General features: G+C 68.7%; 20 protein-coding genes. 11 read left to right on the forward strand and 9 right to left on the reverse strand.

From position 1 onward, the window contains the following. Positions 1–40: 40 nt before the first annotated feature. The 3 genes from ACUDCK_RS12620 (at position 41) to ACUDCK_RS12630 (ending at position 4,021) form a co-directional block, all read left to right on the forward strand. Positions 41–1,477, forward strand: a complete 1,437-nt coding sequence (locus ACUDCK_RS12620) for a dihydrolipoyl dehydrogenase (RefSeq protein WP_175167370.1) — start codon at positions 41–43, stop codon at positions 1,475–1,477. Between the two features lie 196 nt (positions 1,478–1,673). Continuing rightward, positions 1,674–3,338 (forward strand): HAL/PAL/TAL family ammonia-lyase, encoded by a 1,665-nt coding sequence (locus ACUDCK_RS12625; protein WP_175167369.1) that lies wholly within the window; start codon positions 1,674–1,676, stop codon positions 3,336–3,338. Further along, positions 3,335–4,021: a GntR family transcriptional regulator gene (locus tag ACUDCK_RS12630; RefSeq protein ID WP_116793577.1), complete on the forward strand. Its 687-nt coding sequence runs from the start codon at positions 3,335–3,337 to the stop codon at positions 4,019–4,021. The genes ACUDCK_RS12625 and ACUDCK_RS12630 overlap by 4 nt, the downstream gene beginning before the upstream one ends. An 85-nt stretch (positions 4,022–4,106) precedes the next feature. Here ACUDCK_RS12630 and ACUDCK_RS12635 read toward each other — a convergent pair whose 3' ends face one another. The 3 genes from ACUDCK_RS12635 to ACUDCK_RS12645 all read right to left on the reverse strand — a co-directional run bounded on the left by ACUDCK_RS12635 (position 4,107) and on the right by ACUDCK_RS12645 (position 7,587). After that, the gene (locus ACUDCK_RS12635; protein ID WP_054502668.1) at positions 4,107–4,997 is read right to left on the reverse strand and encodes a 23S rRNA (adenine(2030)-N(6))-methyltransferase RlmJ; all 891 of its coding nucleotides are present in this window, start codon (positions 4,995–4,997) and stop codon (positions 4,107–4,109) included. Positions 4,998–5,009: 12 nt separating this feature from the next. After that, positions 5,010–5,759, reverse strand: a complete 750-nt coding sequence (ugpQ, locus tag ACUDCK_RS12640) for a glycerophosphodiester phosphodiesterase (protein ID WP_006388171.1) — start codon at positions 5,757–5,759, stop codon at positions 5,010–5,012. Positions 5,760–6,291: 532 nt separating this feature from the next. Continuing rightward, a complete protein-coding gene (locus ACUDCK_RS12645; RefSeq protein ID WP_175167368.1) occupies positions 6,292–7,587 on the reverse strand; it encodes a M20/M25/M40 family metallo-hydrolase in 1,296 nt (431 codons plus the stop codon). Between the two features lie 335 nt (positions 7,588–7,922). On the opposite strand from ACUDCK_RS12645, the gene ACUDCK_RS12650 reads away from it, so the two are divergent. Beyond that, entirely contained in the window at positions 7,923–9,893 is a 1,971-nt protein-coding gene (locus tag ACUDCK_RS12650; protein ID WP_054502666.1) for a SurA N-terminal domain-containing protein, read from the forward strand. Positions 9,894–9,931: 38 nt separating this feature from the next. Here ACUDCK_RS12650 and ACUDCK_RS12655 read toward each other — a convergent pair whose 3' ends face one another. Further along, positions 9,932–10,591 (reverse strand): arylesterase, encoded by a 660-nt coding sequence (locus ACUDCK_RS12655; RefSeq protein ID WP_162876562.1) that lies wholly within the window; start codon positions 10,589–10,591, stop codon positions 9,932–9,934. Between ACUDCK_RS12655 and ACUDCK_RS12660 the strand changes: the two genes are divergently transcribed. After that, positions 10,590–11,261, forward strand: coding sequence for an ABC transporter ATP-binding protein (locus tag ACUDCK_RS12660; protein WP_049073475.1), 672 nt, complete (start codon positions 10,590–10,592; stop codon positions 11,259–11,261). The genes ACUDCK_RS12655 and ACUDCK_RS12660 overlap by 2 nt on opposite strands. 106 nt (positions 11,262–11,367) lie before the next feature. Here ACUDCK_RS12660 and ACUDCK_RS12665 read toward each other — a convergent pair whose 3' ends face one another. From ACUDCK_RS12665 to ACUDCK_RS12675, 3 genes are read right to left on the reverse strand one after another with little or no spacing between them, the layout of a single operon-like run. Next, on the reverse strand, positions 11,368–12,351 hold the full coding sequence (locus tag ACUDCK_RS12665; RefSeq protein WP_064523029.1) for an ABC transporter substrate-binding protein: 984 nt from the start codon (positions 12,349–12,351) through the stop codon (positions 11,368–11,370). 22 nt (positions 12,352–12,373) lie between these two features. Next, positions 12,374–14,020 (reverse strand): ABC transporter permease, encoded by a 1,647-nt coding sequence (locus tag ACUDCK_RS12670; RefSeq protein ID WP_049073477.1) that lies wholly within the window; start codon positions 14,018–14,020, stop codon positions 12,374–12,376. A gap of 13 nt (positions 14,021–14,033) precedes the next feature. Further along, positions 14,034–15,110 (reverse strand): ABC transporter ATP-binding protein, encoded by a 1,077-nt coding sequence (locus ACUDCK_RS12675; protein WP_054502663.1) that lies wholly within the window; start codon positions 15,108–15,110, stop codon positions 14,034–14,036. A gap of 243 nt (positions 15,111–15,353) precedes the next feature. Between ACUDCK_RS12675 and ACUDCK_RS12680 the strand changes: the two genes are divergently transcribed. After that, positions 15,354–16,262 (forward strand): LysR substrate-binding domain-containing protein, encoded by a 909-nt coding sequence (locus ACUDCK_RS12680; RefSeq protein WP_054502662.1) that lies wholly within the window; start codon positions 15,354–15,356, stop codon positions 16,260–16,262. A gap of 11 nt (positions 16,263–16,273) precedes the next feature. Further along, positions 16,274–17,008, forward strand: coding sequence for a phosphoserine phosphatase SerB (serB, locus tag ACUDCK_RS12685; RefSeq protein ID WP_175167367.1), 735 nt, complete (start codon positions 16,274–16,276; stop codon positions 17,006–17,008). An 82-nt stretch (positions 17,009–17,090) separates the two neighbouring features. Here the strand turns inward: serB and fabV are convergent, their stop codons facing one another. Both fabV and ACUDCK_RS12695 read right to left on the reverse strand, forming a co-directional pair. After that, positions 17,091–18,287 (reverse strand): enoyl-ACP reductase FabV, encoded by a 1,197-nt coding sequence (fabV, locus tag ACUDCK_RS12690; protein WP_054502877.1) that lies wholly within the window; start codon positions 18,285–18,287, stop codon positions 17,091–17,093. A gap of 100 nt (positions 18,288–18,387) precedes the next feature. Beyond that, complete coding sequence (locus ACUDCK_RS12695) at positions 18,388–19,338, reverse strand: DMT family transporter (RefSeq protein ID WP_064523016.1); 951 nt, start codon at positions 19,336–19,338, stop codon at positions 18,388–18,390. Positions 19,339–19,424: 86 nt separating this feature from the next. Between ACUDCK_RS12695 and ACUDCK_RS12700 the strand changes: the two genes are divergently transcribed. From ACUDCK_RS12700 to ACUDCK_RS12715, 4 genes are all read left to right on the forward strand, one after another. Then, entirely contained in the window at positions 19,425–20,333 is a 909-nt protein-coding gene (locus ACUDCK_RS12700; RefSeq protein WP_054416693.1) for a LysR family transcriptional regulator, read from the forward strand. A gap of 435 nt (positions 20,334–20,768) precedes the next feature. Next, positions 20,769–21,815, forward strand: coding sequence for a TRAP transporter substrate-binding protein (locus tag ACUDCK_RS12705; protein WP_175167366.1), 1,047 nt, complete (start codon positions 20,769–20,771; stop codon positions 21,813–21,815). 86 nt (positions 21,816–21,901) lie between these two features. Further along, the gene (locus tag ACUDCK_RS12710) at positions 21,902–22,522 is read left to right on the forward strand and encodes a TRAP transporter small permease subunit (protein WP_175167365.1); all 621 of its coding nucleotides are present in this window, start codon (positions 21,902–21,904) and stop codon (positions 22,520–22,522) included. Beyond that, complete coding sequence (locus ACUDCK_RS12715) at positions 22,519–23,802, forward strand: TRAP transporter large permease (RefSeq protein ID WP_006388187.1); 1,284 nt, start codon at positions 22,519–22,521, stop codon at positions 23,800–23,802. Before ACUDCK_RS12710 ends, ACUDCK_RS12715 begins: the two co-directional genes overlap by 4 nt. The last annotated feature ends 66 nt before the right edge of the window (positions 23,803–23,868 follow it).

A 23,868-nucleotide genomic window follows, 5' to 3' on the forward strand; every position in this document is an offset into this window, starting at 1 on the left:
TGACAATGTCTGCTCCACGCTACACCGGGGGATCCCACTCATGAAGACTCTGCACACCGATATCGCCGTCCTCGGCGCCGGCACCGCCGGCCTGGCCGCCTACCGCGCCGCAAAGGCCGCGGGCAAGCGCGCGCTGCTGATCGAAGGCGGTCCTTATGGCACCACCTGCGCCCGCGTCGGCTGCATGCCTTCCAAGCTGCTGATTGCCGCCGCCGAGGCCGCGTATCACGCCGCGCATACCGCGCCGTTCGGCGTGCACGTCGAGGGCGAGGTCACGGTCAACGGCGAAGAGGTGATGGACCGCGTCAAGCGCGAGCGCGACCGTTTCGTCGGCTTCGTGCTGGAGGGCGTGGAGAACATCCCGGCCGAAGACAAGATCCGCGGCTACGCCCGCTTCGAATCGGATACGGTGCTGCGGGTCGACGACCACACCGAGATCCATGCGTCCCGCGTGGTGATCGCGACCGGCTCGCGGCCGTCGGTGCCGCCGCCGTTCCGGGGGCTGGGCGACCGCCTGGTGCTCAACGACGATGTGTTCGCCTGGGATGACCTGCCGCGCCGCGTGGCGGTGTTCGGCCCCGGCGTGATCGGGTTGGAACTGGGCCAGGCGCTGGCGCGGCTGGGCGTCGAGGTGCGCGTGTTCGGCGTCAGCGGCAGCCTGGGCGGCATCAGCGATCCGCAGGTACGCCACAGCGCCCGCAAGATCTTCCAGCAGGAGTTCTACCTGGACCCGGATGCGCGCGTGCTGGAAACCCAGCGAGTGGGCGACGAGGTCGAGGTGCGCTACGTGGCGCTGGACAACACCGAACGCACTGAACGCTTCGACTACGCGCTGGTGGCCACCGGCCGCCGCCCCAATGTGGACGGCCTGGGCCTGGAGAACACCTCGCTGCAGTTGAACGCGCAAGGGGTGCCGTTGTTCGACCGCGACACCATGCAGGCGGGCGATTCGGCGATCTTCATCGCCGGCGACGCCAACGCCGACGCGCCGCTGCTGCACGAGGCGGCCGACGAAGGCCGCATCGCCGGCGAGAACGCGGCGCGTTATCCGGAAGTGCGCCAGGGCCTGCGCCGCGCGCCGCTGGCGGTGGTGTTCTCGGATCCGCAGATCGCGTTGGCCGGGCAGGGCCATGCCCGCCTGACGCCGGGCACCTTCGTGACGGGCGAGGTCGATTTCGGCGACCAGGGTCGTTCGCGGGTGATGCTGAAGAACCGCGGCCTGCTGCACGTGTACGCCGATATCGCCACCGGCCGTTTCCTGGGCGCGGAAATGGTCGGCCCCAGCGCCGAGCACATCGGTCATCTGCTGGCCTGGGCCGTGCAACAGGAGCTGACCGTGGCGCGCATGCTGGCAATGCCGTTCTACCATCCGGTCATCGAGGAAGGCCTGCGCACCGCGCTGCGCGACGCGGCCGCCAAGCTGGCGCGGGCGCAGGAGGCGCTGCGCCAGGTGGAAGCGGAAGGCGCGGCCGCCTGAGGGCGAGCCATGCATGGAAGAGGCTGCCCGCGGGGCAGCCTCTTCTTCGTCTTGAGCGGCCGTCCGGGCAGGCGCAGTTGGCGCGACTGGCGCGGGGCGGGCCGGGGAAGAGAGGGGGCCTCGCACGGACCGTGGATTTCTTGTCACGTCAGGAAATTTTATAGATAATCTATAAAAATTGACCAGGCCCCTGCCCATGAACACTCCCGTCATTTCGCTGGACGGCGCGCACTTGCGCGCCGAGGACGTCGTTGCCATCGCGCGCGGCGGCGCCACCGTCGCCCTGGCCGACGCCGCCCGCCAAGCGCTGGACGCCACGCGCGGCTACATCGAATCGCACTGGCTCAACGACGCCGCGCCGCTGATGTACGCCTTCAATACCGGCGTGGGGGCGCTCAAGAGCCAACGCATCGCGCCGGCGGAGATCGCCACATTCCAGGCCAGCCTGGTGCGTTCGCATTCGGCCGGCACGGGCGAGCCGATGCCGGACGAGGTGGTGCGGGCCATGATGGCGTTGCGCGTGAACGCCTTCGCCAGCAATCATTCCGGCGTGCGGGTCGCGATCATCGACCGGCTCATCGCCATGCTGAACCACGGCATCACGCCGGTGGTGCCGTCCAAGGGCAGCGTCGGCGCCAGCGGCGACCTGGCGCCCCTGGCCCTGATGAGCGGCGCCCTGATGGGCTTGCCGCAATCGCGCGTCACCTACCGGAACGAGGTGATGCCGGCCGCGCGCGCCTTCGAACAGGCCGGCATGGCCGCCACGATGGACGTGCAGGCCAAGGACGCGACCGCGCTGATCAACGGCGCGACGGCCTCGCTCGCCTACGCGGTGCTGGCCGCGCACGACGCGCGCGAGCTGCTGGGCGGCGCGACGTTGTCGATGGCCATGACGCTGGAGGCGCTGCGCGGCGAACTGTCGTGTTTCGAGGACCGCGTCATGCTGGCGCGTCCGCATCGCGGCCAGCGGCGGGTGGCCGCGGCGATTCGCCAGTTGGTGGCGGGCAGCCGGCGCTGCACCGAGCCGGCCCGACAGGTGCGCCTGCGCGGGACGCCCGGCCTGGATCCGGCGCAGGCGGGCACGCCGCACGCGCCGCCGCTGGCCCCGCGCATTCAGGACGTCTATTCGCTGCGCTGCGTGCCGCAGGTCTACGGACCGGTGCTGGACGCGCTGGACTACGTCGACGGCATCCTCGCGACCGAAATGAACAGCGCCACCGACAACCCGCTGATCTTCCCGGAAGACGCGGGCTACGCCATCGTCTCGGGCGGCCACTTCCATGGGCAATACATCGCCCAGGCCATGGATCTGCTGGCGCTGGCGGTGACCGACCTGTCGGCGATCTGCGACCGCCGCAGCGCGCGGTTGGTCGACCCGGCCTGCAATTTCGGCCTGCCGGCCAACCTGATCGCGCAGCGCCCCGGCATCAATACCGGCTTTTCGGTGGCACAGAGCATGGGCACGGGGCTGGTGCTGGAAAACATGGGCCTGTGCGGCCCGGCCAGCGCCACCAGCCTGCCCGCCAAGGGCAATACCGAGGACCACATCAGCAACTCGTGTTTCGCGGCGCGCCGCACGCGCACCGTGGTCGAGAACAGCCAGGCGGTGGTGGCTGTCGAGCTGCTGTTGGCCGCGCAGGCGCTGGATCTGGCCGAGCCCGATCTGGCCGCCTATCCGGTCGGCGCGGGCACAGCCGCGGCCTGGTCCGCGGTGCGGGCGGTGGTGCCGCCAATGCTTGGCGATGACCGCTGGGTCCATGACGACATCGCGCTATTGCGCGCCCGGGTCGCGGACGGCAGTCTGGCCGCCGCCACGCAATCCGCCTGCGGCCCGCTTTGGCAGGCGCGGGAGGCGGCATGACCCTGGCCCACGGCGCCTCGCGCGACGACGACGACACCTTGCCTGGACGCATCGCGCGCGCGCTGGTCGAGCGCATCATCACAGGCCAGTTGCGGCCCGGCGAGCGGGTGGGTCAGGACGCGCTGGCGGCGGAGTTCGGCGCCAGCCATGTGCCGGTGCGCGAGGCGTTCCGCCGTGTGGAGGCGCGCGGACTGCTGGTGAGCGAGCCGCGCAAGGGCGTGCGGGTCAGTTCGCTGGACGAGGCGTCGATCGTGGAGATCACGCGGATGCGCGGCGCGCTCGAATCGCTGGCGCTGCGCCATGCGATGGCGGCGATGAGCGCCGGCGACCTGGCGCGGGCGCAGGCCGCGATCGACGCGGGCGACCAGGCGCGCGACATGCGCGACTGGGAGGCGGCCAACCGCGCCTTCCACGAGGCGCTGTACCGGCCGTGCGCGATGCCGCGGCTATTGGCGACGATCGACATGCTGCATGAATCGCGCACGCGCTACATGCATGTGACGGCGTCGTGCGTCGCATGGGATCCAGGCTCGCAGCGCGAGCACCTGGAGCTGCTGGACGCCGTGCGCCATGGCGAGGTCGAGCGGGCCTGCCGGCTGCTCGAGGCGCATATCGCGGAGGCGGGCGAGATCCTGGTGCGCGGGCTGGAAATCTGGCGCCTGACGGTGGTCGGCGAATCCTGAGCGGGCCGCGCGCGCCCTGCATGAAAAAACCGGCCCCGCGTTGTGCAACGCGGGGCCGGTTTTTTCATGCGCTGCCGGGCGGCAATCAGTCGTCCGACTGCTTCTTCGGCACGGGGAACGGATTCTCGCGGTACTGCAGCGTGAAGCCGGCGCGCTCGTCCTGGCCGAGTTCGCGCGCCAGGTAGGGCATGGCCTGCTTGAGGGCGTCGTGCAGCGTCCACGGCGGGTTGATCAGGAACATGCCGCTGCCGTGCAGGCCGTAGCCGTCGATGGTGGCCTTCTTGACCGTCAACGTGGCGTGCAACCAGCTCTTGACCTTGAGGTTCTCGAAGTGGCGCGCCATTTCGCTGGCCTCGCGCCGCTGCACCAGCGGATACCAGACGGCGATGGTGCCGGTGGCGAAGCGCTTGACGCATTCCTTGACGGTGATCAGCGTGCGGCGGTAGTCGTTCTTGTCCTCGTAGGACGGGTCGATCAGCACCATGCCGCGGCGCGTCGGCGGCGGCAGCAGGGCCTTGACGCCTTCGAAGCCGTCGTCGCCGTAGATGGTGGTCTGGCGCTGCGCGGTGCGGTCCATGTGTTCGAGGTTGCCGACCAGGGTGTCGATCTCGGTCGGGTGCATTTCGAACAGCCGCAGGCGGTCGGACGGACGCAGCGCGTCCAGCGTCAGCCAGGGCGAGCCGGGGTAGCGCTTGAGGCGGCCGTTGGTGTTGAAGGCGCGGATGCGGGCGACGTAGTCGGCCAGCAGGGGCGGCAGGTCGTCGCGTTCCCACAGGCGGCCGATGCCGTCGGCGAATTCCGAGGTCTTGGCGGCCCAGTCGCTGTCCAGGCTGTACAGGCCGGCGCCGGCGTGGGTGTCGATGACCCAGTAGGGCGCGTCCTTGCGGTTGAAGTAGTCCAGGGTGTGGACCAGGATGGCGTGCTTGAGCACGTCGGCATGGTTGCCGGCGTGGAAGGCGTGGCGATAGCTGAACACGGGGCGGGGGCCTCAGGCGGCCGGCCGGATGGCGGCCAGTTCGTCGGTGAAGATGCCGTCGATGCCCCAATCCAGCAGCAGGCGGGCGCGCTCGGGGTCGTTGACGGTCCAGGCGGCGATGCGGTAGCCGGCGGCGTGCACGGCGTCGATCAGTTCGCGCGTGGCGTCCTTCTGGTTGATGTTCAGGGCGACACAGTCGTATTTGACCAGGCGGTCGAGCCAGTCGGCGGGCACCTTCTCGACCAGCAGGGCGCGCGGCAGTTCGGGCGCGGCGTCCTTGGCGGCCTGCAGGGCTTCCTCGGCGAAGGAGGACAGCAGCGGGGCCACGGCGGCGCCTTTCCAGAGTTCACGGGCGGCCAGGGCGACGGCGGCGCCAGTTTCGGCTTCGCGGCCGGGGCAGGGCTTGATCTCGACGTTGCTGGCGATGCCGTTGGCGACGGTGTAGCGGGCCACGGCGGCGAAGGTGGGCAGGGGTTCGCCGGCGTAGGCGGCGGAGTGCCAGCTCCCGAAGTCCAGTTGCGCCAGTTCGCTGAAGGTCTTGGCGGCGGCGGGACCGTGGCCGTTGGAGGTGCGGTCGACGTCGTCGTCATGCATCAGGACGAGGACGTTGTCGCGGCTGAGCTTGACGTCGTATTCGAACATGGTGAAGCCGTGTTCGGCGCCGACGCGCATGGCGGCGAGGGTGTTCTCCGGGGCCAGGCGGCCGCCGCCGCGGTGGGCGATGTGGCGGGAATAGGGCCAGGTGGGGAGGGATGCGGTCATTTCTTTGATGCTTTTGGGGTTCTTTGGGACAGGGTGGAAGGATACTCTGTTCTGGGGGTTCCTTTCCTGTCGTGCGGGGGGGGCTTGCTTCGTGCCTGTGTCGCGGGTTCGGTTCTTTTGGCGCGGCTGCGGGGCCGTGGCGCGGGGCCGGGGCTACGAGGCTTGTCCGGCGCCTGCGCGCCGGACAGCGCGTGCTCATCCTCGTCGCCTGCGGCTCCTTCGGATTCCATCGCGCGCGCCTCTACACGCCCCGGCCCCGCGCCACGGCCCCGCAGCCGCTCGCGGTGGGGAAAGTTCGGGGCGTCGCTGGGGTGGGCGGTGTGCTTGGGCTTTGTGGGAAGGAGTGGGGGGGGCTGAAAGATTTGCTGGCGCCCGTCCGACGAGGCCGCCCTGCGCGGCCTTGTCGGACATACGTTGCGGCTGCTCGCGCGAGCGCATCCGGGGGTGGGAGGTGGGATTTGGGGGCGGGGAGCCTGCCGCCTGGGGGCAGGGGCGGCCTTCGTAGGGTTGCGCCGCCGGAGGCGCCCGGCGCTTATTTCATCGGGGCCTTGTCCTGGGAGACGTCCATGATCATGCGGGCGGCCAGGTAGAGGCGGGGGACGATGGAGGGGATCTGGATGTATTCGGCGTCGTTGGAGTGGGCGCCGAAGCCGCTCAGGCCCATGCCTTCGATGACGGGGCCGCGGGCCTTGAGGGCGGCGAAGGCGGCGTCGGTGCCGCCGCCGCTGGCGCGGTCGATGACTTTCATGGGCAGGCCGAGTTCCTGGTAGATGGCGACGCCGTGGTTGGCGAGGGCGCGCGAGGCAGGGGTGGCTTCCAGCGGCGGGCGGCGCACTTCGAATTTGACGCTGACCTTGGCCTCGGGCAGCAGTTTCTTCTGGATGCGTTCCTGCAAGGTGCGTTCGAGGGCGTCGAAGTCGGCGACCTTGAGGGCGCGGGCGTCGGCCTGGGCGGTCGCCTGGCCGGGGATGACATTGCGGTTGGTGCCGGCCTGGGCCACGGTCCAGTTCAGTTTCAGGCCTTCCTCGGGCTTGGACAGGTCTTTCAGTTGCAGGATCTGGTGGGACAGCTCGGTCAGGGCGTTGACGCCGCCCTCGGGACGGGCGCCGGCGTGCGAGGTCTTGCCCTGCACGGTCAGGTACGCGGCGCCGATGCCGCTGGTGGCCAGGGTCAGGCGGCCCTCGGCGCCGCCGCCTTCGAAGGAGAAGACGGCGTCCTGGTCGGCGCCCAGGCGGGTGATGGTGGCGCGGGCGCCTGGCGAGCTGATTTCCTCGTCGCCGTTGATCAGCACGGTCAGGGTGCCGTAATCCTTGAAGTCCAGTTTTTGCAGCAGGGCCACGGTGTGCAGGATGATGGCGACGCCGTGCTTGTCATCGGCGATGCCCAGGCCATAGGCGCGGTCGCCGTCGATGCGGAAGGGCTGGTCCTTGAGCATGCCGTTGCGGTAGACGGTGTCCATGTGCGCGATCAGCATGATCTTTTTCTGGCCACTGCCCTTGAATTCGGCGTGCACCATGGGGCCGACGCGCTCCGGCGTGTCGTCCAGGCGGAAGATGTCGGTGGGCTGGAGGATCTCGACGGTGCCGCCCAGCGCCTTCAAGCGTTCGCCGATGAGGGCGGCGATGCGTTCGACGCCTTCCACGTCCCTGCTGCCCGATTCGATGTTGACCAGGTCGCGCATGGTGTCGAGCATGCCTTGTTTCTGCTGCTCGGCGGCTTCATGCACGGCGGCGACGGGCGCGGCCAGCGCGGCGAAGGAGGCGCTGCCCAGGAAGCCCAGGGCGAGCGCGGCACGCAGGACGAGCGGACGTGAGAGCGGGAACGGCATGGAAAGTCACCTCTGTGAGAAAGGAAGGAAGACGGCGGGCGTGGCGTGGCGGCCCGAAGGTCACGATACGAGGGGGGACGGAAGGCGAAAACCGGGGTTTCCCGGGTTGACCCGGGCCGGCTTCCGTGGGGGTGGCAAGCCTCGTCGTCGGGCGCGCGGGGGCGCCGGGCGGGTCGATGTAAGCAGACGCTGCGGGACGAATGAGAAATGCTAAAATCCGCCCGCTGACCCGGTTTGACCGGTATGGGAATAGGGCGAATGAGATTCGCCTTTTTTTATGCGTTTTCGTGCGGCCCGGGCGGAAGTCTCCTCCCGAGTGCGGCAACAGGGATTCCATGTTCGAATTTATTCGCAGCCACCGGCGCTGGATGCAGTTCATCCTGCTGCTTCTGATTGTGCCTTCCTTCTTCCTCGTCGGGATTCAGGGCTATGAGAGCTTCATGCGCAAGGAGCCGGAACTGGCGACGGTCGCCGGCCAGCCCATTTCCCGCTCGGAGTTCGACCAGGCGCACCGCAACCAGCTTGAACAATATCGGCAGCGCCTGGGCGCGCAGTTCGACCCGGCCGTGATCGACACGCCGCAACTGCGCGAAGCGCTGCTGAACCAGCTCATCAACCAGCGCCTGCTGGCGAACGTGGCCGTGGACAACCGCTTCTCGGTGTCTGACGAAACGCTGCGCAATACCATTGCCGCGATCCCGGAAGTGCAGGACAACGGCCGCTTCTCGCCCGAGCGCTACCGCCAGGTGCTGGCGGCCCAGGGCATGTCGCCGACGTCGTTCGAAGCCGGCCTGCGCCGCGATCTGGCCGTGGCCCGCGTGCTCGAGCCGGTCGGCCAGTCGGCCAGCGCGCCTTCGGAAGTGGTGGCGTCGCTCGAAACCGCCCTGACGCAGCAGCGCACGGTGCAACTGCGCCGCTTCGCCGCCGCCGATTTCCGCTCGCAAGTGACGGTCACCCCGGCCGACATCCAGGCCTGGTACGACGCCAACAAGCAGCAATTGCAGATTCCCGAGCAGGTCCAGGTGCAGTACCTGGTGCTGAACGAAGCCGCCGCCACCGAGGGTGTGCAGGTCAAGGACGAGGACCTGGCCTCGTACTACGAGCAGAACAAGAACCGCTTCGGCCAGCCCGAGCGCCGCCGCGCCAGCCACATCATGATCGAAGTGCCGGCCGGCGCCTCGGACGATGCGCGCAAGGCCGCCCGCGCCAAGGCCGAGGCTCTGGCCACGCAGGCCGCCGCCGACCCGGCGCAATTCGCCGAGCTGGCCCGCAAAAATTCGCAGGACGCCGGTTCGGCCGCCAATGGCGGCGACCTGGGCTGGCTGGCGCCGGGCATGCTGTCCGGCCCGCTGGAAAAGGCGATCTTCAGCCAGTCCAAGGACCAGGTGTCGGGCGTGGTCGAAAGCCCGTCGGGCTTCCACGTCATCAAGGTCACCGAGATCCAGCCGGCCTCGATCAAGCCGCTGGCCGAGGTCAAGAGCCAGATCACCGCTGAAGTGCGCAAGCAACTGGCCGCCGTGCGTTTCTCGGAAATGGCCAGCCAACTGAACAAGCAGGTCTATGACCAGCGCGACAGCCTGCAGCCGGCCGCCGACGCGGTCGGCCTGAAGCTGCGCACCGCCTCGGGCGTGACGCGCGAAGGCCTGCTGCCCGCCGACCAGGCCGGCCCGGGCTCCGCCGTGGACAGCCCGGACGCGGCGTTGCTGGACAACCCGCGCGTGCGCCAGGTGCTGTTCTCGCCCGACGTGCTGCGTGAAAAGCAGAACTCCGGCGTGATCGAGCTGTCGCCGGACACCATGCTGGCGGTGCGCGTGGCCGCCGTGGAACCGGCCCACGTGCCGGCGCTGGAGAAGGTCAGCGATTCGATCCGCGCCAAGCTGCTGGACGAGCGTTCGGCCGAAGCCGCCAAGAAGGCCGGCGAAGCCGCGCTGGCGGCCGATCAGGCCAACCCGGCCGCCGCGCCGGAAGGCTTCGGCGGTCCGCTGGTGGTGTCGCGCCAGGATCCCAAGAACCTGCCGCGCTCGGTGCTGGACGCCGTGATGCGCCTGCCGGCCGCCAAGCTGCCGGCCTATACCGGGGTGCAGTCGGGCGCCGATTACACGCTGGTGCGCCTGGAGAAGGTCGAGGCCGGCACGGTCGAGGCCGCAGACAAGGAACGCCTGGCGCAGCAACTGGCGGGCGCCTGGGGCCAGGCCGAGAGCGAAGCGCTGGTGCGCATGCTGCGCGAGGAATACAAGGTGCAGGTGCTGCCGGCGGCCGCCGACGCCATCCGCGGCGGCGACGCCTCGCAGCAGGCGGCGGGCTGATCGGCCGCGCGGCAGGTCGCGGGCCGCTCAGGCCCGCGTCATTGCAGCAAGGGCCGCAGCGCCGGCCACACATTGTCCAGCAGTTGGGGCTGGGCGTCCTCGTTGGGATGGATGCCGTCGGCCTGGAACATCGCCCGGTTCGTTGCGATACCTTCCATCAGGAAGGGCACGAGCCGGGCGTTTTCGTCTTTGGCGACGGTGGGAAACACCTGGGCGAAGCGCTGGGTGTAGTCGCGGCCGTAGTTGGGCGGGATCTGCATGCCGACGATGACCACCTCGGCCTCGGCTTTACGCGCCGCCTGCGCCATGGCGCGCAGGTTCTGCTCCGTCATGTTCAGCGGCAGCCCGCGCAGGGCGTCGTTCGAGCCCAGCTCCAGCACCACCACCGCCGGCTTGTGCTGGCGCAGCAGCGCCGGCAGGCGGGCGACGCCGCCGCTGGTGGTGTCGCCGCTGATGCTGGCGTTGACCACCTTGTACTTCGGGTATTGTTCGGAAAGCCGCGCGGACAGCAGCGGCACCCAGCCGGTGCCGCGCTTGATGCCGTACTCGGCGGCCAGGCTGTCGCCCACCACCAGCACGGTGCGTTGCGCGGAACCCTGGGCTGCCGGGGCGGTCTGAGCGTGGGCGGGCGCCATCAGGGTGGCCGTGGCCAGCGTGGATATCAGTAGTGAACGGCGAATCAGGGGAATCAGGCGCATGGATAGCAAGAATTCGATCGAGGTGAAAGGGCTGGGCAAGCGGGTGGCCGATGCCGGCGGGACGCTGTCTATCCTGGAAGACATCGATTTTACGGTGGCGGCGGGCAGCGCCGTGGCCATCACCGGCAGCTCCGGGTCGGGCAAGTCCACCCTGTTGGGACTGCTGGCCGGGCTGGATGTTCCCAGCGCGGGCAGCGTGCGCCTGGCCGGGCAGGACCTGTTCGCCCTGGACGAGGACGGCCGCGCGCGCCTGCGGGCCAATCACGTGGGGTTCGTGTTCCAGTCATTCCAGTTGCTGCCGAACCTGACCGCGCTGGAAAACGTCATGCTGCCGCTGGAACTGGCGGGCCAGCCGGCGCGCGAGGCGGCCCAGGCCATGCTCGAGCGCGTCGGGCTGGGGGCGCGCCTGCATCATTATCCGCGCACCCTGTCCGGTGGCGAGCAGCAGCGCGTGTCGCTGGCGCGCGCCTTCGTGGTGCAGCCCGACCTGCTGTTCGCCGATGAACCCACGGGCAGCCTGGACGCCGCCACCGGCGTCACCGTCATCGACCTGATGTTCGACCTGCACCGCGAGCACGGCACCACGCTGGTGCTGGTGACGCACGATCCCCAACTGGCGGCGCGTTGCGGCCGGCAGGTGGTGCTGGCGGCGGGACGCATGGCCGCGTAGGCGGGACGCGACCGGCCGCTGCGGCCCGCGCCAGCGGCGCAAGCCTGAAACGAAAACGCCACCCGAAGGTGGCGTTCTTGCTTGGCGCAAACCTCTGGCGCGGACCTTACTTGGCCTTGGCCACCGCCTGGTTCCAGGCGGCGACGACGGCTTCGTACTCCTTGGCGGCCGCGTCCTGGCTCACCGGGAAGATCTTGATGCTGTTGAAGTCGGGCAGGGTGGTCAGGCTGGCCACCGCAATGTCGCTGCGGGTCGGGCGGCGGAAGTTCTTCACCAGTTGCGCTTCCTGCGCCTCCTTGCTGAGCAGGCCGTCGTACAGCGCCTTGGCGGCCTCCATGTTCTTGGCGCCCTTGATGATGAACATGCCTTCCGGCGCCAGGTAGCTGCCCTCGGTCGGGTAGACCAGCTTGATCTCCTTCTGGCCGCCGGCCACGTATTCCTGGGCGGCGTATTCCAGCGTCATGCCGACCGCGTACTCGCCGGCCGCCACGCCCTTGTAGGTGGTGCCGGACGAGGCCGTGACCACGGCGTTCGCGGCGATCTTGTCCAGGCCTTCCTGGCCGAACTGCTTGTACAGGCCGTAGACCAGCATGTAGGCGGTGCCGCTCTTGGACGGATCGGTGATGGCGAACTTGCCCTTCCATTGCGGCTGCATCAGGTCGGACCAGGTGGCCGGCGCCGCCAGGCCCTTCAACTGGCGCTCGTTGACCATCAGCACCATGATGTGCACGTTGGTGCCGACCCACAGATCGTCCGGGCCGCGGAACTCGGCCGGGATCTTGTCGATGTCGGCCGGACGGTAGGGCTGCAGGTGCTGGCGGTAGGCGCCCAGCGTGCCGAAGCCGCCGCTCCAGAACAGGTCGCCGCGCGGGTTCTGGGCCTCGGCCTCGATGCGCTTCATCATGGTGCCGGTGCCGCCGGTGACCGGCTGCACGTTCAGCTTGGGCGACTGCTTCTTGACGGCGTCGAGCGCGGTCTCGATGGTCTCGGTGTTGTTGGACGAGTACAGGACCACGTTCTGCGCCTGCGCGGCGCCCGCGGCCAGGGTGGCGGCCAGCAGGCCGGTTTGCAGGAAGTGTTTGAGGTGCATGGTTAGCCTTTGTGGATGCGGGTTATTTGCCGGAGAACAGCTTGATGCGGAATGCCTTGACCGACACGATGATGGGCAGCACGATCACCGTGACCAGCGCCGCGCCGTAGGCCGAGGCCATGCCCAGGCGGCCGCCGTCGACCTGGCGGAAGATGGCGATCGGCATGGTCTCCAGTCCGCCGCTGTAGGCCACGATCGAGGCCGACAGCTCGGAAATCGTGGTCAGCCACATCAGGATGGCGGCCGAGATGATGGAGGCCTTCATGGCCGGCAGGATGACCTTGAAGAAGGTCATCAGCGGCGATACTCCCAGGCTGATCGAGGCTTCCTCGATCGAGTCGGGTATGTTGAACAGCACCGACGAGGCGTTGCGCACCGCGAAGGGCAGGCGCCGCACCGCGTAGCACAGCACCATGATGCCGGAGGTGCCGGCCAGCACCAGCCAGCCGGTGTTGAAGGTCTGCACCAGCGCGATGCCCAGCACCGTGCCGGAGATGGTCAGCGGCAGCACCACGATGTAGTCCAGCACCTGGGTGAAGGCGCTGCGCTTCTTGATGGTGAGATAACTCACCAGCACCGCGAAGGCCACGCCCGTCACCGTGGCCAGCGAGGCGAACTTGAGCGAATTCAGGATCGGCTCGGGCGCGCCGTGCAGGGCGCGCTGCATGCTGGCCAGCGACCACGAGCCCCAGTGCATCACCGGCCCGCTGGTCTTGGTGAAGGCGGCGATGAACACCACGATCAGCGGCAGCAGCGACAGCAGGATCACCAGGCCGACGCCGCCGGTGTACAGGATGGCCTGCCACGAACGCACCCGGCGCGCCGCCGGCGCGCGGCCCTGGGTCATGGTGTAGACCTTGCGCTCGACCACGCGCTTCTGCACGAACAGCACGATGGCGACGATGGCGATCGACACCACCGACATGGCGCTCTGCAGCGTCGGGCTGCCGCCCATTTCGCTGACGAAGGTGTTGTAGGTCATCACCGACAGCAGCGGCACGCGGCTGCCCAGCAGCATCGCCAGCGCGAAGTTGCCCACCACCAGCGTGAACACCACCAGCGCGTTCACCAGCACCGCCGGCAGCAGCACCGGCACCAGCACCCGCAGTTGGGTCAGCAGCGGCGGCGTGCCCAGGCTCAGGCCGGCTTCCTCCAACTGGCCGTCGAAGCCGCGCAACGCGGCCAGCACGCCCAGGTAGATGTAGGTGTAGTAGACCAGCGTCATCGAGAACACCATGCCGGTCCAGCCGTAGAACGACGGCAGCGAGATGCCCGCGTCGCCCAGCAGATTGGTCAGGATGCCGTTGTTGCCCAGCACCAGCAGCCACGACTGGCCGACGATGATCTCGGGAATGACGATGGTCAGCACCGGCAGGATCGCCACCAGGTTCTTGAGCGGGAAGTCGTAGCGCGCCACCATGTAGGCGAACGGCACGCCCACCAGGATGGTGCAGGCGGTCACCACCAGCCCCAGCACCAGCGTGTTGCCGAAGGCCTCCAGGTATTGCGAGTCGGCCAGCAGCGCGCGGAAACCTTCCAGCGAGAAACCGCCGTCCTGGCCGGTGACGCTGTTGCTGAACAGCACCGCCAGCGGATACAGCACGAAGAACAGCAGCAGCGCCAGGCTGATTGCCGTCAGGATGCCCCAGGGCCACCATTTGATTTTCATGGCGTGGCGGTCCTCAGGCGTTGACGACGCGGCTGTCGGCGGGAATCAGCACCTGCACGGCCTCGCCGGGCTGGAACTGCGCCACCATGTTGCCCGCGTGCAGCTCCACGCGGATCTCCGAGCCGTCCTGCAGCGCGATGCGGTAGGCGGTCTTGAAGCCCAGGTACTGGCGCCGCAGCACCTTGCCGGGCAGCGTGTTGGGCACGTAGGGCGCCGGCGCCATCAGGGCCAGTTCCTCGGGGCGGGCGATCAGCACCGCGCGTTCGGCCAGCGTGTCGCTGCCGAGCGTGCCGTCGAAACCCAGGCCGCACAGCTCGTAGCGCACGTGGCCGGCCGGCGCGCCGGGCAGCCCGCCGCGCGCCGGCACCGGGATCACGTTGGCCGAACCGATGAAGTCGGCCACATAGGCGTTGACCGGCGTGCCGTACAGTTCCTCGGGCGTGCCCAGTTGGGCGATGCGGCCGTGGTCCATGATGGCGATGCGGTCGGACATGGCCAGGGCTTCTTCCTGGTCATGGGTGACGAACACGGTGGTGATGCCGGCCTCGCGCACCAGGTCAAGGATGACGTCGCGCATCTGCAGGCGCATCTTGGCGTCCAGGTTCGACAGCGGCTCGTCCATCAGCAACACGCGCGGCCGGATCACCAGGGCGCGCGCCAGCGCCACGCGCTGGCGCTGGCCGCCGCTCATCTGCGCCGGGTAGCGGTCGGCCAGTGCCGCCAGGCCGACCTTGTCCAGCGCCTCGTCGACGCGGCGCTTGATTTCGGCGCGGGCCACGCCGCGGGCGCGCAGGCCGTAGGCGACGTTGTCGAAGGCGGTCTTGTCGGGAAAGAGCGCGTAGTCCTGGAACACCATGCCGATGTCGCGGCGGTGCGCCGACACGTGCGTGACGTCGTCCTGGTCGAACAGCAGGCGGCCGCCGTCGGGCGCGTAGAAGCCGGCAATGCAGCGCAGCAGGGTGGTCTTGCCGCAGCCGCTGGGACCCAGCAGCGTGTAGAACCCGCCGTCGGGAATGTGCAGCGACAGGTCGCGCAGCACCTGCTGGCCGCCGAATGTCTTGATGATGCCGTCTACGGTGATCGATGCCATGAAAGGTTCCTGCCTGGGATTGGACGCATCATAGGAACCCGGCCGCGCTGCCACCAGCGGTGTTTTTTAAGGGCTGGCGTTAGTTTTTCTAAGAGGTCGGCGGCGCCGCAATCCCCTAGAATGCGGCTCATAGCCACGGCGCGGCCTCGCGCGGCGCCGGCAAAAAACAGACGACAAGGGAAATCGTGGGTATTAGCAGCAAAGCCTTGCGCCAGGGGCGCGCACGGGCGGACGGCGCCTGAGATGGCGGGCCCGAGCCTGCCGCCGCTGAAAGCCTTGCGGGTATTCGAGGCCGCGGCGCGCCTGCGCAGTTTCACGGCGGCGGCCGACGAACTGAGCATCACGCATAGCGCGGTCAGCCAGCAGATCCGCATCCTGGAAGACTACGTCGGCCAGCCGCTGTTCGCGCGCGAGGCCCGCGGCGTCACGCTGCTGCCGTGCGCGCAGGCGTATTTTCCCGAGGTCCAGGCCAGCCTGGAGCGCATCGCGGCAGCCACCGCCAAGCTGCGCTCGCCCGGCCATGGCGGCGTGCTGCGCGTCAGCGCCACGCCGTCGCTGACCATGAAATGGCTGATTCCCCGGCTGTCGGCGTTCCAGGCGCTGCATCCGGGCATCGACGTGCAACTGACCACGCAGGGGCGCTCGTTCCTGGATCGCGGCGACGAGGCCGGCGGCGACGTGCTGATCCGCCATGGCTTCGTGGCGCACGCCGAAATGAGCTGCGTGCACTGCCTGGACGACTTCCACGTGCCGGTGGCGTCGCCGCGCTTCATCGAGCGCAACCGCCTGGCCACGCCGGCCGACTGTCTGGGGCACCCCTTGCTGAAGGTCGCGGGCGGCATGGACCACTGGCCGCGCTGGTTCGCGCTGGCCAGGGTGGACGTGCCGGCGCAACTGCCCGGGCCGGTGTTCGACCATCAATTCCTGTGCATGCAGGCCGCCATGAACGACCTGGGCATCGCCCTGGCGCCGTGGTGCCTGCTGCAGGACGACCTGCGCGCCGACCGGCTGCGGCCGCTGTTCCTGCAGCCGCGCCTGCCCAATGCCGGCGTGCATGCGCTGTTCCGCCCGGACGCGCCGGCCGCGGCCGCGGCGCGCCATTTCATCGACTGGCTGGGCCGCGAGGCCGGCCATCCGCCACCCGAGCAATAGAAGGATTGCCCATGCAAGATTTCCAGAGCGACGCCGGCCTGCATTGGCGCGGTATCGAGCCGCCGCTGACACTGTCGGACTACAAGGTCATCGCCTTCGACATGGATTCGACGCTGATCGCCATCGAGACCCTGGATGAGATGGCCGACCTGATGGGGAAAAAGGCCGAGGTGGCCGCGCTGACCGAGGCGGCGATGCAGGGAGAGATCGTCGACTACAAGCAGAGCCTGCGGCAGCGCGTGGCGCTGCTGGCCGGCATGCCGGCGGCGGCGCTGGACGAGGTGTATGAACACCGCCTGGCGCTCAACCCGGGCGTGGAAACGCTGATCGCGGCTTGCAAGGCCGCCGGCCTGTTCTGCCTGCTGGTGACGGGCGGCTTCACCTGCTTCACCGACCGGCTGCGCGTGCGCCTGGGGCTGGACGACGTGCGCGCCAACGTGCTGGAGATCGTCGATGGCCGCCTGACTGGGCGGCTGCTGCCGCAAGCGTGGGGCGACCTGTGCGACGGCGAGGAAAAGCGCCGCAAGTTGCTGGAGGTGTGCGCGGCGCTGGGGGTCGGACCGGAGCGCGCCATCGCGGTGGGCGACGGCGCCAACGACCTGCCGATGCTGCGCATCGCCGGGCTGTCGGTGGCGTATCACGCCAAGCCGGCGGTGCGGCGCGAGGCCAGGGTGGCGATCGACCAGGGCGGGCTGGACCAGTTGTTGCGGCTGTTCAGCGCCGGCAAGGCGCAGGCGCGGCGCTGACGGGCCGCCACCGCGGCGCGAGGGGGCGTGAAAGAGGCGCGAGCGAGGCGCGAACGCGGCCCCCGGCGGACCCGAACCCGCCTCAGGCGCTGATCAGTCCGGGGATCTTCACATCCGGGTCGACATCGGCGTTGTAATCGACCCCATCGATCTCGAACCCGAACAGGCGCAGGAAATCGCGCTTGTAGCCGGCGAAATCGGTCAGTTCATACAGGTTGGACTCGGTCACCTGGTGCCACAGCGCCTGCACCTGCGCCTGCACGGCGGGGTCCAGTTCCAGGTAGTCCGCGCGCAGCCGGCCTTCGTCGTCCAGGATCGGCGCCGCGCCGCACAGGCTGTCGCGGTACAGGCCGTAGACCTGCTCGATGCAGCCCTCGTGCGTGCCTTTTTCCTTCATGACCTTGAACAGCAGCGACAGATACAGCGGCATCATCGGAATGGCCGAACTGGCCTGGGTCACAACCGCCTTCAGCACCGAGACGCGGGCGTCGCCGCCGCGCGCGGCCAGCTTGGCGCGGATGTCCAGCACCTTCTGGTCCAGGTCTTTCTTGGCGGCGCCGATCGAGCCGTTCCAGTAGATGTCGTGGGTGATCTTCTCGCCCAGGTAGGTGAAGGCGGTGGTGGTGGCGCCCTCGGCCAGCACGCCGGCCTCAAGCAGGGCGTCGATCCACATCTGCCAGTCCTCGCCGCCCATGACCGCCACCGTGGCGTCGATCTCTTCCTGGGTGGCCGGTTCCAGCACCGATTCCTTGATGACTTCCTTGTCGGTATCCAGGCCGCGCAGCGTGACCGCCTGGCCGACCGGCTTGAGGGTCGAGTTGAACACCGTGCCGCTGACCGGATGGGTGCGGCGCGGCGCGGCCAGGCTGTAGATGACCTGGTCGACCTGGCCCAGGTCCTGCCTGATGGCGGCGATGGTCTGGGCCTTGATGGCGTCGGAGAAGGCGTCGCCGTTGATGCTCCTGGCGTACAGGCCCTCGGCGCTGGCGAACTTGTCGAAGGCGGCGCTGTTGTACCAGCCCGGGGTGCCGGCCTTGGCGGCCTCGCCGGGGCGCTCGAAGAACACGCCCAGCGTCTGGGCGCCACAGGCGAAGGCGGCGCTGATGCGGGCCGCCAGGCCGTAGCCGGTGGAGGCGCCGATCACCAGGACGCGCTTGGGGCCACCGCTGATCGGGCCCTGGGCGCGGACGTAGTCGATCTGGTTCTTGACGTTGGCTTCGCAGCCGACGGGATGGGTGGTCACGCAGATGAAGCCGCGCACGCGGGGTTTGATGATCATGGAGCCCTCGTTCTGGAAATGCGGGGAAGACGGCCCGCGCAGGCGGGCGGCGCCGGGCATTGTACGGGAGGCGGGGCGGCCGCCGGCCGCCGGGGGCGTGTCAGCGCGCGCTGGCGCTGGCCGGCGCGGCCGCCTGGACGCGGCTGCGGCGCCACTCCACCAGGCCGATGCCGATGCCGCTGGCGCAGATGATGGCGATGCCGAGCCAGGTCAGGGGATCCGGAAAGTGGTCCCACACCAGCCAGCCGACCGTGGTGGCGCTGATGATCTGCAGGTAGATGAAGGGCGCCAGGGTCGAGGCCGGCGCGCGGCGATAGGCGGCGATCTGGAACAGGTGACCCAGGCCGCCGGTGACCCCGGTGGAGATCAGCAGCGTCCAGTCCAGCGGCGTCAGCGCCTGCAGCACCGGCAGGGCGGGCGGCAGGATGAAGGGCAGGGCCAGCGTCAGGCAGCCGGTGCCGACCGCGCCGCTCCAGATCAGCGAGGTGAACGGATCGTCGCCCGCGACGCGGCGCGTGGCGATGAACTGGGCCGCGAAGCAACAGGCCGTCAGCAGCCCGAAAATGGTGCCGACCGGATGCAGGCCGCCGCCCGGGCGGATGACGATGATGACGCCGATGAAGGCGATGCCCGCGGCCACGAAGCGCGACATGCGCGCCGGCTCCTTCAGGATCCACGGCGCCAGCGACAGCACCAGCAAGGGCGCCAGGAAGTTGATGGCGGTGGCTTCGGCCTGGGGAATGTAGCTGAGCGTGGTGAAGAACATCAGCGTGGCCAGGAACATCGAGCCGCCGCGCAGGAGCTGTTCACGCGGCTTTTTGCTGCGCAGGATGCCCATGCCGCGCGTGGGCAGCACCAGGGCCAGCACCAGCAGCAGGTGCACGGCGTAGCGGAACCACGACAGCACCAGCAGCGGCACCCCCGCGTTCATGACCCATTTGCCGCTGGCGTCCAGGCAGGACAGCGTCCACATCGACAGCACCAGCAACAGGATCCCGACGAGCGGGCCGCTGGGGGCGGGACGCGGGCGACCGGTATCGGCCGGGGACATGGACAGGCTCCTTGTGCGCGATGGGGCCGTGGAGGGGCCACGGGGCGGCTGACATGATACGCTCATCGCGGCAAGGGGAAAGGTTCATGATCGAACTACGCAATATAGAAACATTCTTTTGGGTCGCCACGCTGGGCAGCTTCCGCGCCGCGTCCGACAAGCTCAACACCACGCAGCCGGCGGTATCGCAACGCATCGCCTCGCTCGAGGCCGATCTGGGCGTGCGCCTGTTCGAGCGTGACGCCCGCGGCGTCAAGCTGACCGCCAAGGGCCATGAACTGCTGTCGCACGCCGAGCGCATGCTGCAAGTGCGGCGCGACATGTTCGAGGCGGCGCGCGAGCAGAACGTCATGACGGGCACGGTGCGCATCGGCGTGGCCGAGACCATCGTGCAGACCTGGCTGCCGACGCTGATCGAGCTGGTGCACGCCGCGTATCCGGCGCTGGTGCTGGAGATCGAGGTGGACACCACCCACGTGCTGCGCTCGCACCTGATGTCGCGCCAGATCGACCTGGCTTTCCTCATGGGGCCGGTGCTGGAGGCGCGGGTCGAGAACCTGCCGCTGTGCACCTATCCGCTGGCCTGGGTCGCCAGTCCGCTGCTGGAACTGGGCCCCGAGCCCTTGACGCTGGAACGCATCGGCCGCCTGCCCATCGTCACCTATCCGTCCAACAGCGCGCCATATCGTGTGGTGCGCGACATGCTGACGCGCGCCGGCGTGGCGTCGCCGCGCATGTACGGCAGCGCCTCGATGTCGATGGTGGTGCGGATGACGCAGGACTGCATCGGCACCAGCGTGATCGCGCCGGTGTTCCTGGGCAAGGAACTGGCGCGCGGCGAACTGCGCATCCTGCGGGTCGATGCCGACCCGCTGCCCGAATTGAGTTTCACGGCCACCTGGGTGCAGGGGCCGGACAGCCACGCGGCGCGGCTGATCGCGCAGATGGCGCAGAAAGTGGCCGCGCAGGCGGGCGACGGCGTGGCGTCGTCCTAGCGCCTGTCCGCACGAAAGCAAGCCGCGCACGGACCCCGGGCCGCGCCGGCAACGGCACGCATCATGATCCGCCGGGGCGCGCGCGCCTAGGTGTTTTCCCCAGCGCCGCGCGCGCGGGCGGTCATGCGAAGCGCTCGCGGCGCGCCCGCGTCCGACCCCGCGATCCCGCGCCAGGCCGCATGGTTGCTGGCTCTGCGGCCGGCGCCGGGCGGCCCGCCGGCGAGACCCAAGAAATATTTATACCCCCACATCGCAACATACGATTGGACGCTCGGCGCCCCTGACGCTGCAATGGCGGCACATCAAGAAGATCGCCTGGAAACACAGGCGCGGGGGAAAAACTTTGCTCCTCTGACGTTCCGATTTCTACCCGCGCGCTCAAGGTAACGGGGACCCGCGCGCGCCAGACCATCCCGCCAGCCAGGAGTTTGTTCCATGAAGAAGTCGCTCGCTCTCGCCGCCGTCGCCGCCAGCCTGTTGGCCGGCACCGCCCAGGCGCAAGACCTGCCCAAGACCCATTTGAAGGTGGTCGGCGGCCTGTCCAACCTGACCGCCTACAACGATTACGAAAAGCCGTTCTGGACCAAGACCATTCCGGAAGCGTCCAAGGGCCAGGTCACCGCGGACATCAAGGGCTTCAATGAAATGGGCCTGAAGGGCCCGGAACTGCTGCGCCTGATGTCGACCGGCGTGGTCGAGTTCGGCACCGCCACGCTGTCGTACTTCGCCAGCGACAACCCGATCAACGAAGCCATCGACCTGGCCGGCCTGGCGCCGGACGTGAAGACGGCGCGCGAGGTGACCAACGCCTTCGAGCCGGTCTACGCGCGCCTCTATGGCGAAGGCAGCAACGTCAAGCTGCTGGGCATCTCCACCTATCCGGCGCAGGTGCTGTTCTGCAACGCCGAGATCAAGGGCCTGGCCGACATCAAGGGCAAGAAGGTCCGCACCAGCAGCCGCACCACCGCCGAATTCGTGGAAGCGCTGGGCGGCTCCAGCGTCACCATGGCGTTCGGCGAAGTGGTGCCGGCGCTGCAGAACAAGGTGGTCGATTGCGCCATCACCGGCTCGCTGTCGGGCTACTCGGCCAAGTGGTACGAAGTGTCGACCCATTTGGTGGCGCTGCCGATCAACTGGAACCAGCAGATCCACGCCGTCAACCAGAAGGCCTGGGACAAGCTCGATCCCAACGTGCGCACCTTCCTGCAGGCCAACGTCAAGACGCTGGTCGACAACATCTGGGATGCCGCGGCGCGCCAGACCCAGGAAGGCTATGACTGCAACACCGGCGCGGCCGCGTGCCCGTTCCCGGTCAAGGGCAAGATGGTGCTGGTGCAGCCTTCGGACGCCGACCGCGAACTGCTCAAGAAGGTGACGCAGGAAGCCGTGCTGCCCAAGTGGGCCGCGCGTTGCTCGGCGCAGTGCGTCAAGGACTTCAACGCCACCGTCGGCAAGACGCTGGGCGTGACCGCCAGCAAGTAAGCGAGACCGCGCGCCGTCCGCCGTTGCAGCGGCGGCGCGCCTGCGATTCATCATCGAGGCCGTATCCGGCCGCAGAGGTTTTTCCCATGACCCGAACCGAACACTTCCGCCTGCTGGGCGGGCTGCTGCGTCGCGCCGAGACCTTCTCGCGCGTCGCGGTGTGGGCGGGCGGCGCGCTGACCATCGCCAGCGTGCTGCTCATTTCCTTCGACGTGCTGGCCCGCAAGTTTCTGGACTTCAACACCGGCGGCGCCGACGAACTGTCCAGCTACGCCTTCGCCATCAGCACCTCCTGGGCGCTGGCCTTTGCCACGCTGCAGCGCGCCAACGTGCGGGTGGACGTGCTCTACCAGAAGCTGCCGGTGCGCGTGTCGGCCGTGCTCGATTGGGTTTCCATGGTGGCGCTGGCGGTCTTCATGGTGTTCCTGACCTATTACGCCTATGAAGTGGTGCAGATGTCGTGGGCGCAGAAGTCCGCCGCCAACACGCCGCTGGCTACGCCGTTGTGGATTCCCCAAGGCCTGTGGCTGCTGGGCCTGGCCTGGATGTGCATTACCGTCGCCCTGATGCTGGCGCGCGCCTCGGCCGCCCTGGTGACCGGCGACATCGAACTGGTCAAGGAAATCTGCGGCGTGCGTTCCGCGCAGGAAGAAGCCGACGAGGAAGCCGCCGCCGGCGAGCGCATGGTCAAGGGAGCCGCCGCATGATCGCCACCGCCCTGACTCTGTTGCTGGTCCTGATCGGCCTGTCGATCCCCGTGGGCGCGGCCCTGGGGGTGCTGGGCCTGATCCTGGACCCGATGTTCTCGATGCTGCCGCTGTCGCGCGCGATCGGCGAGATCTCCTGGAGCACCAACAACGAATTCCTGCTGGTCGCCATTCCGCTGTTCATCATGCTGGGCGAGGTGCTGCTGCGGGCCGGCTTCGCCGAACGCATGTACGGCGCCATGAGCCTGTGGCTGTCGTGGCTGCCGGGCGGCCTGATGCACGCCAACATCGGCGCCTCGACGCTGTTCTCGGCCACCTCCGGCTCCAGCGTCGCCACCGCCGCGACGGTCGGCACGGTGGCGATTCCGCAGATCCGCAAGTATGGCTACAACGAGCCGCTGTTCCTGGGCAGCCTGGCCGCCGGCGGCACGCTCGGCATCCTGATCCCGCCGTCGATCAACCTGGTGATCTATGGCGTGCTGACCAATTCGTCCGTGCCGAAGCTGTACCTGGCCGGCATCATCCCGGGCTTCGCCATGGCGGCGCTGTTCATGCTGACGGTGATGATCGCCTGCGTGGTCAAGCCGTCCTGGGGCGGCAAGAAGATCCAGGCCACCTGGGGCCAGCGCTTCGCCAGCCTGGTGCATCTGGCGCCGCCAATGGGCATCTTCCTGCTGGTGGTGGGCTCGATCTACGCCGGCCTGGCCACGCCCACCGAGGCCGCCGCGCTGGGCGTGCTGGGCGCGCTGATCCTGGCCGCCTGGTTCCGCCGCCTGACCTGGACCATGCTGCGCGAGGCGATGGAAGGCACCATGCGCTCGACCGCCATGATCATGCTGATCGTGGTGGCTGCCAGCTTCCTGAACTTCGTCATGTCCGCCACCGGCCTGACCGACGCGCTGACCCAGTCCATCACCGGGCTGGGCCTGTCGCCGGGCTGGATGCTGCTGATCGTGATCGTGTTCTACCTGGTGCTGGGCTGCTTCATGGAGACCCTGTCGATGATGATCACGACCATCCCCATCGTCGCGCCCATCATGATCGCGCTGGGCTACGACCCGATCTGGCTGGGCATCATCATCATCATCCTGGTCGAGGCCGCGCTGATCACGCCGCCGGTGGGGCTGAACCTGTTCGTGGTGCAGAGCCTGCGCAAGAGCGGCTCGATGAGCGCCGTGATCACCGGCAGCCTGCCGTTCGTGCTGGCCATGTTCGTGATGCTGGCGTTGCTGGCGTGGTGGCCCGACCTGGCCCTGTGGCTGCCGCGCGTGTTCGGCTAGCCCCGGTATCCCTTCGCGCACGGCCGCGCGGCCGTGCCCATTCTTTCCCGTTTACCTCCGCAGGAC

Source organism: Achromobacter sp. CF-sbj1-Ac2-l (genome assembly GCF_052698165.1).

Coding starts and splice junctions, on each gene's coding strand:
- ACUDCK_RS12675 (WP_054502663.1), bottom strand. CDS start 15,110: ATGGCATCGATCACCGTAGACGGCATCATCAAGACATTCGGCGGCCAG.
- ugpQ (WP_006388171.1), bottom strand. CDS start 5,759: ATGACCGCATCCCTCCCCACCTGGCCCTATTCCCGCCACATCGCCCAC.
- ACUDCK_RS12695 (WP_064523016.1), bottom strand. CDS start 19,338: ATGTCCCCGGCCGATACCGGTCGCCCGCGTCCCGCCCCCAGCGGCCCG.
- fabV (WP_054502877.1), bottom strand. CDS start 18,287: ATGATCATCAAACCCCGCGTGCGCGGCTTCATCTGCGTGACCACCCAT.
- ACUDCK_RS12665 (WP_064523029.1), bottom strand. CDS start 12,351: ATGCACCTCAAACACTTCCTGCAAACCGGCCTGCTGGCCGCCACCCTG.
- ACUDCK_RS12715 (WP_006388187.1), top strand. CDS start 22,519: ATGATCGCCACCGCCCTGACTCTGTTGCTGGTCCTGATCGGCCTGTCG.
- ACUDCK_RS12670 (WP_049073477.1), bottom strand. CDS start 14,020: ATGAAAATCAAATGGTGGCCCTGGGGCATCCTGACGGCAATCAGCCTG.
- serB (WP_175167367.1), top strand. CDS start 16,274: ATGCAAGATTTCCAGAGCGACGCCGGCCTGCATTGGCGCGGTATCGAG.
- ACUDCK_RS12655 (WP_162876562.1), bottom strand. CDS start 10,591: ATGCGCCTGATTCCCCTGATTCGCCGTTCACTACTGATATCCACGCTG.
- ACUDCK_RS12710 (WP_175167365.1), top strand. CDS start 21,902: ATGACCCGAACCGAACACTTCCGCCTGCTGGGCGGGCTGCTGCGTCGC.
- ACUDCK_RS12705 (WP_175167366.1), top strand. CDS start 20,769: ATGAAGAAGTCGCTCGCTCTCGCCGCCGTCGCCGCCAGCCTGTTGGCC.
- ACUDCK_RS12630 (WP_116793577.1), top strand. CDS start 3,335: ATGACCCTGGCCCACGGCGCCTCGCGCGACGACGACGACACCTTGCCT.
- ACUDCK_RS12620 (WP_175167370.1), top strand. CDS start 41: ATGAAGACTCTGCACACCGATATCGCCGTCCTCGGCGCCGGCACCGCC.
- ACUDCK_RS12625 (WP_175167369.1), top strand. CDS start 1,674: ATGAACACTCCCGTCATTTCGCTGGACGGCGCGCACTTGCGCGCCGAG.
- ACUDCK_RS12660 (WP_049073475.1), top strand. CDS start 10,590: ATGGATAGCAAGAATTCGATCGAGGTGAAAGGGCTGGGCAAGCGGGTG.
- ACUDCK_RS12650 (WP_054502666.1), top strand. CDS start 7,923: ATGTTCGAATTTATTCGCAGCCACCGGCGCTGGATGCAGTTCATCCTG.
- ACUDCK_RS12680 (WP_054502662.1), top strand. CDS start 15,354: ATGGCGGGCCCGAGCCTGCCGCCGCTGAAAGCCTTGCGGGTATTCGAG.
- ACUDCK_RS12645 (WP_175167368.1), bottom strand. CDS start 7,587: ATGCCGTTCCCGCTCTCACGTCCGCTCGTCCTGCGTGCCGCGCTCGCC.
- ACUDCK_RS12700 (WP_054416693.1), top strand. CDS start 19,425: ATGATCGAACTACGCAATATAGAAACATTCTTTTGGGTCGCCACGCTG.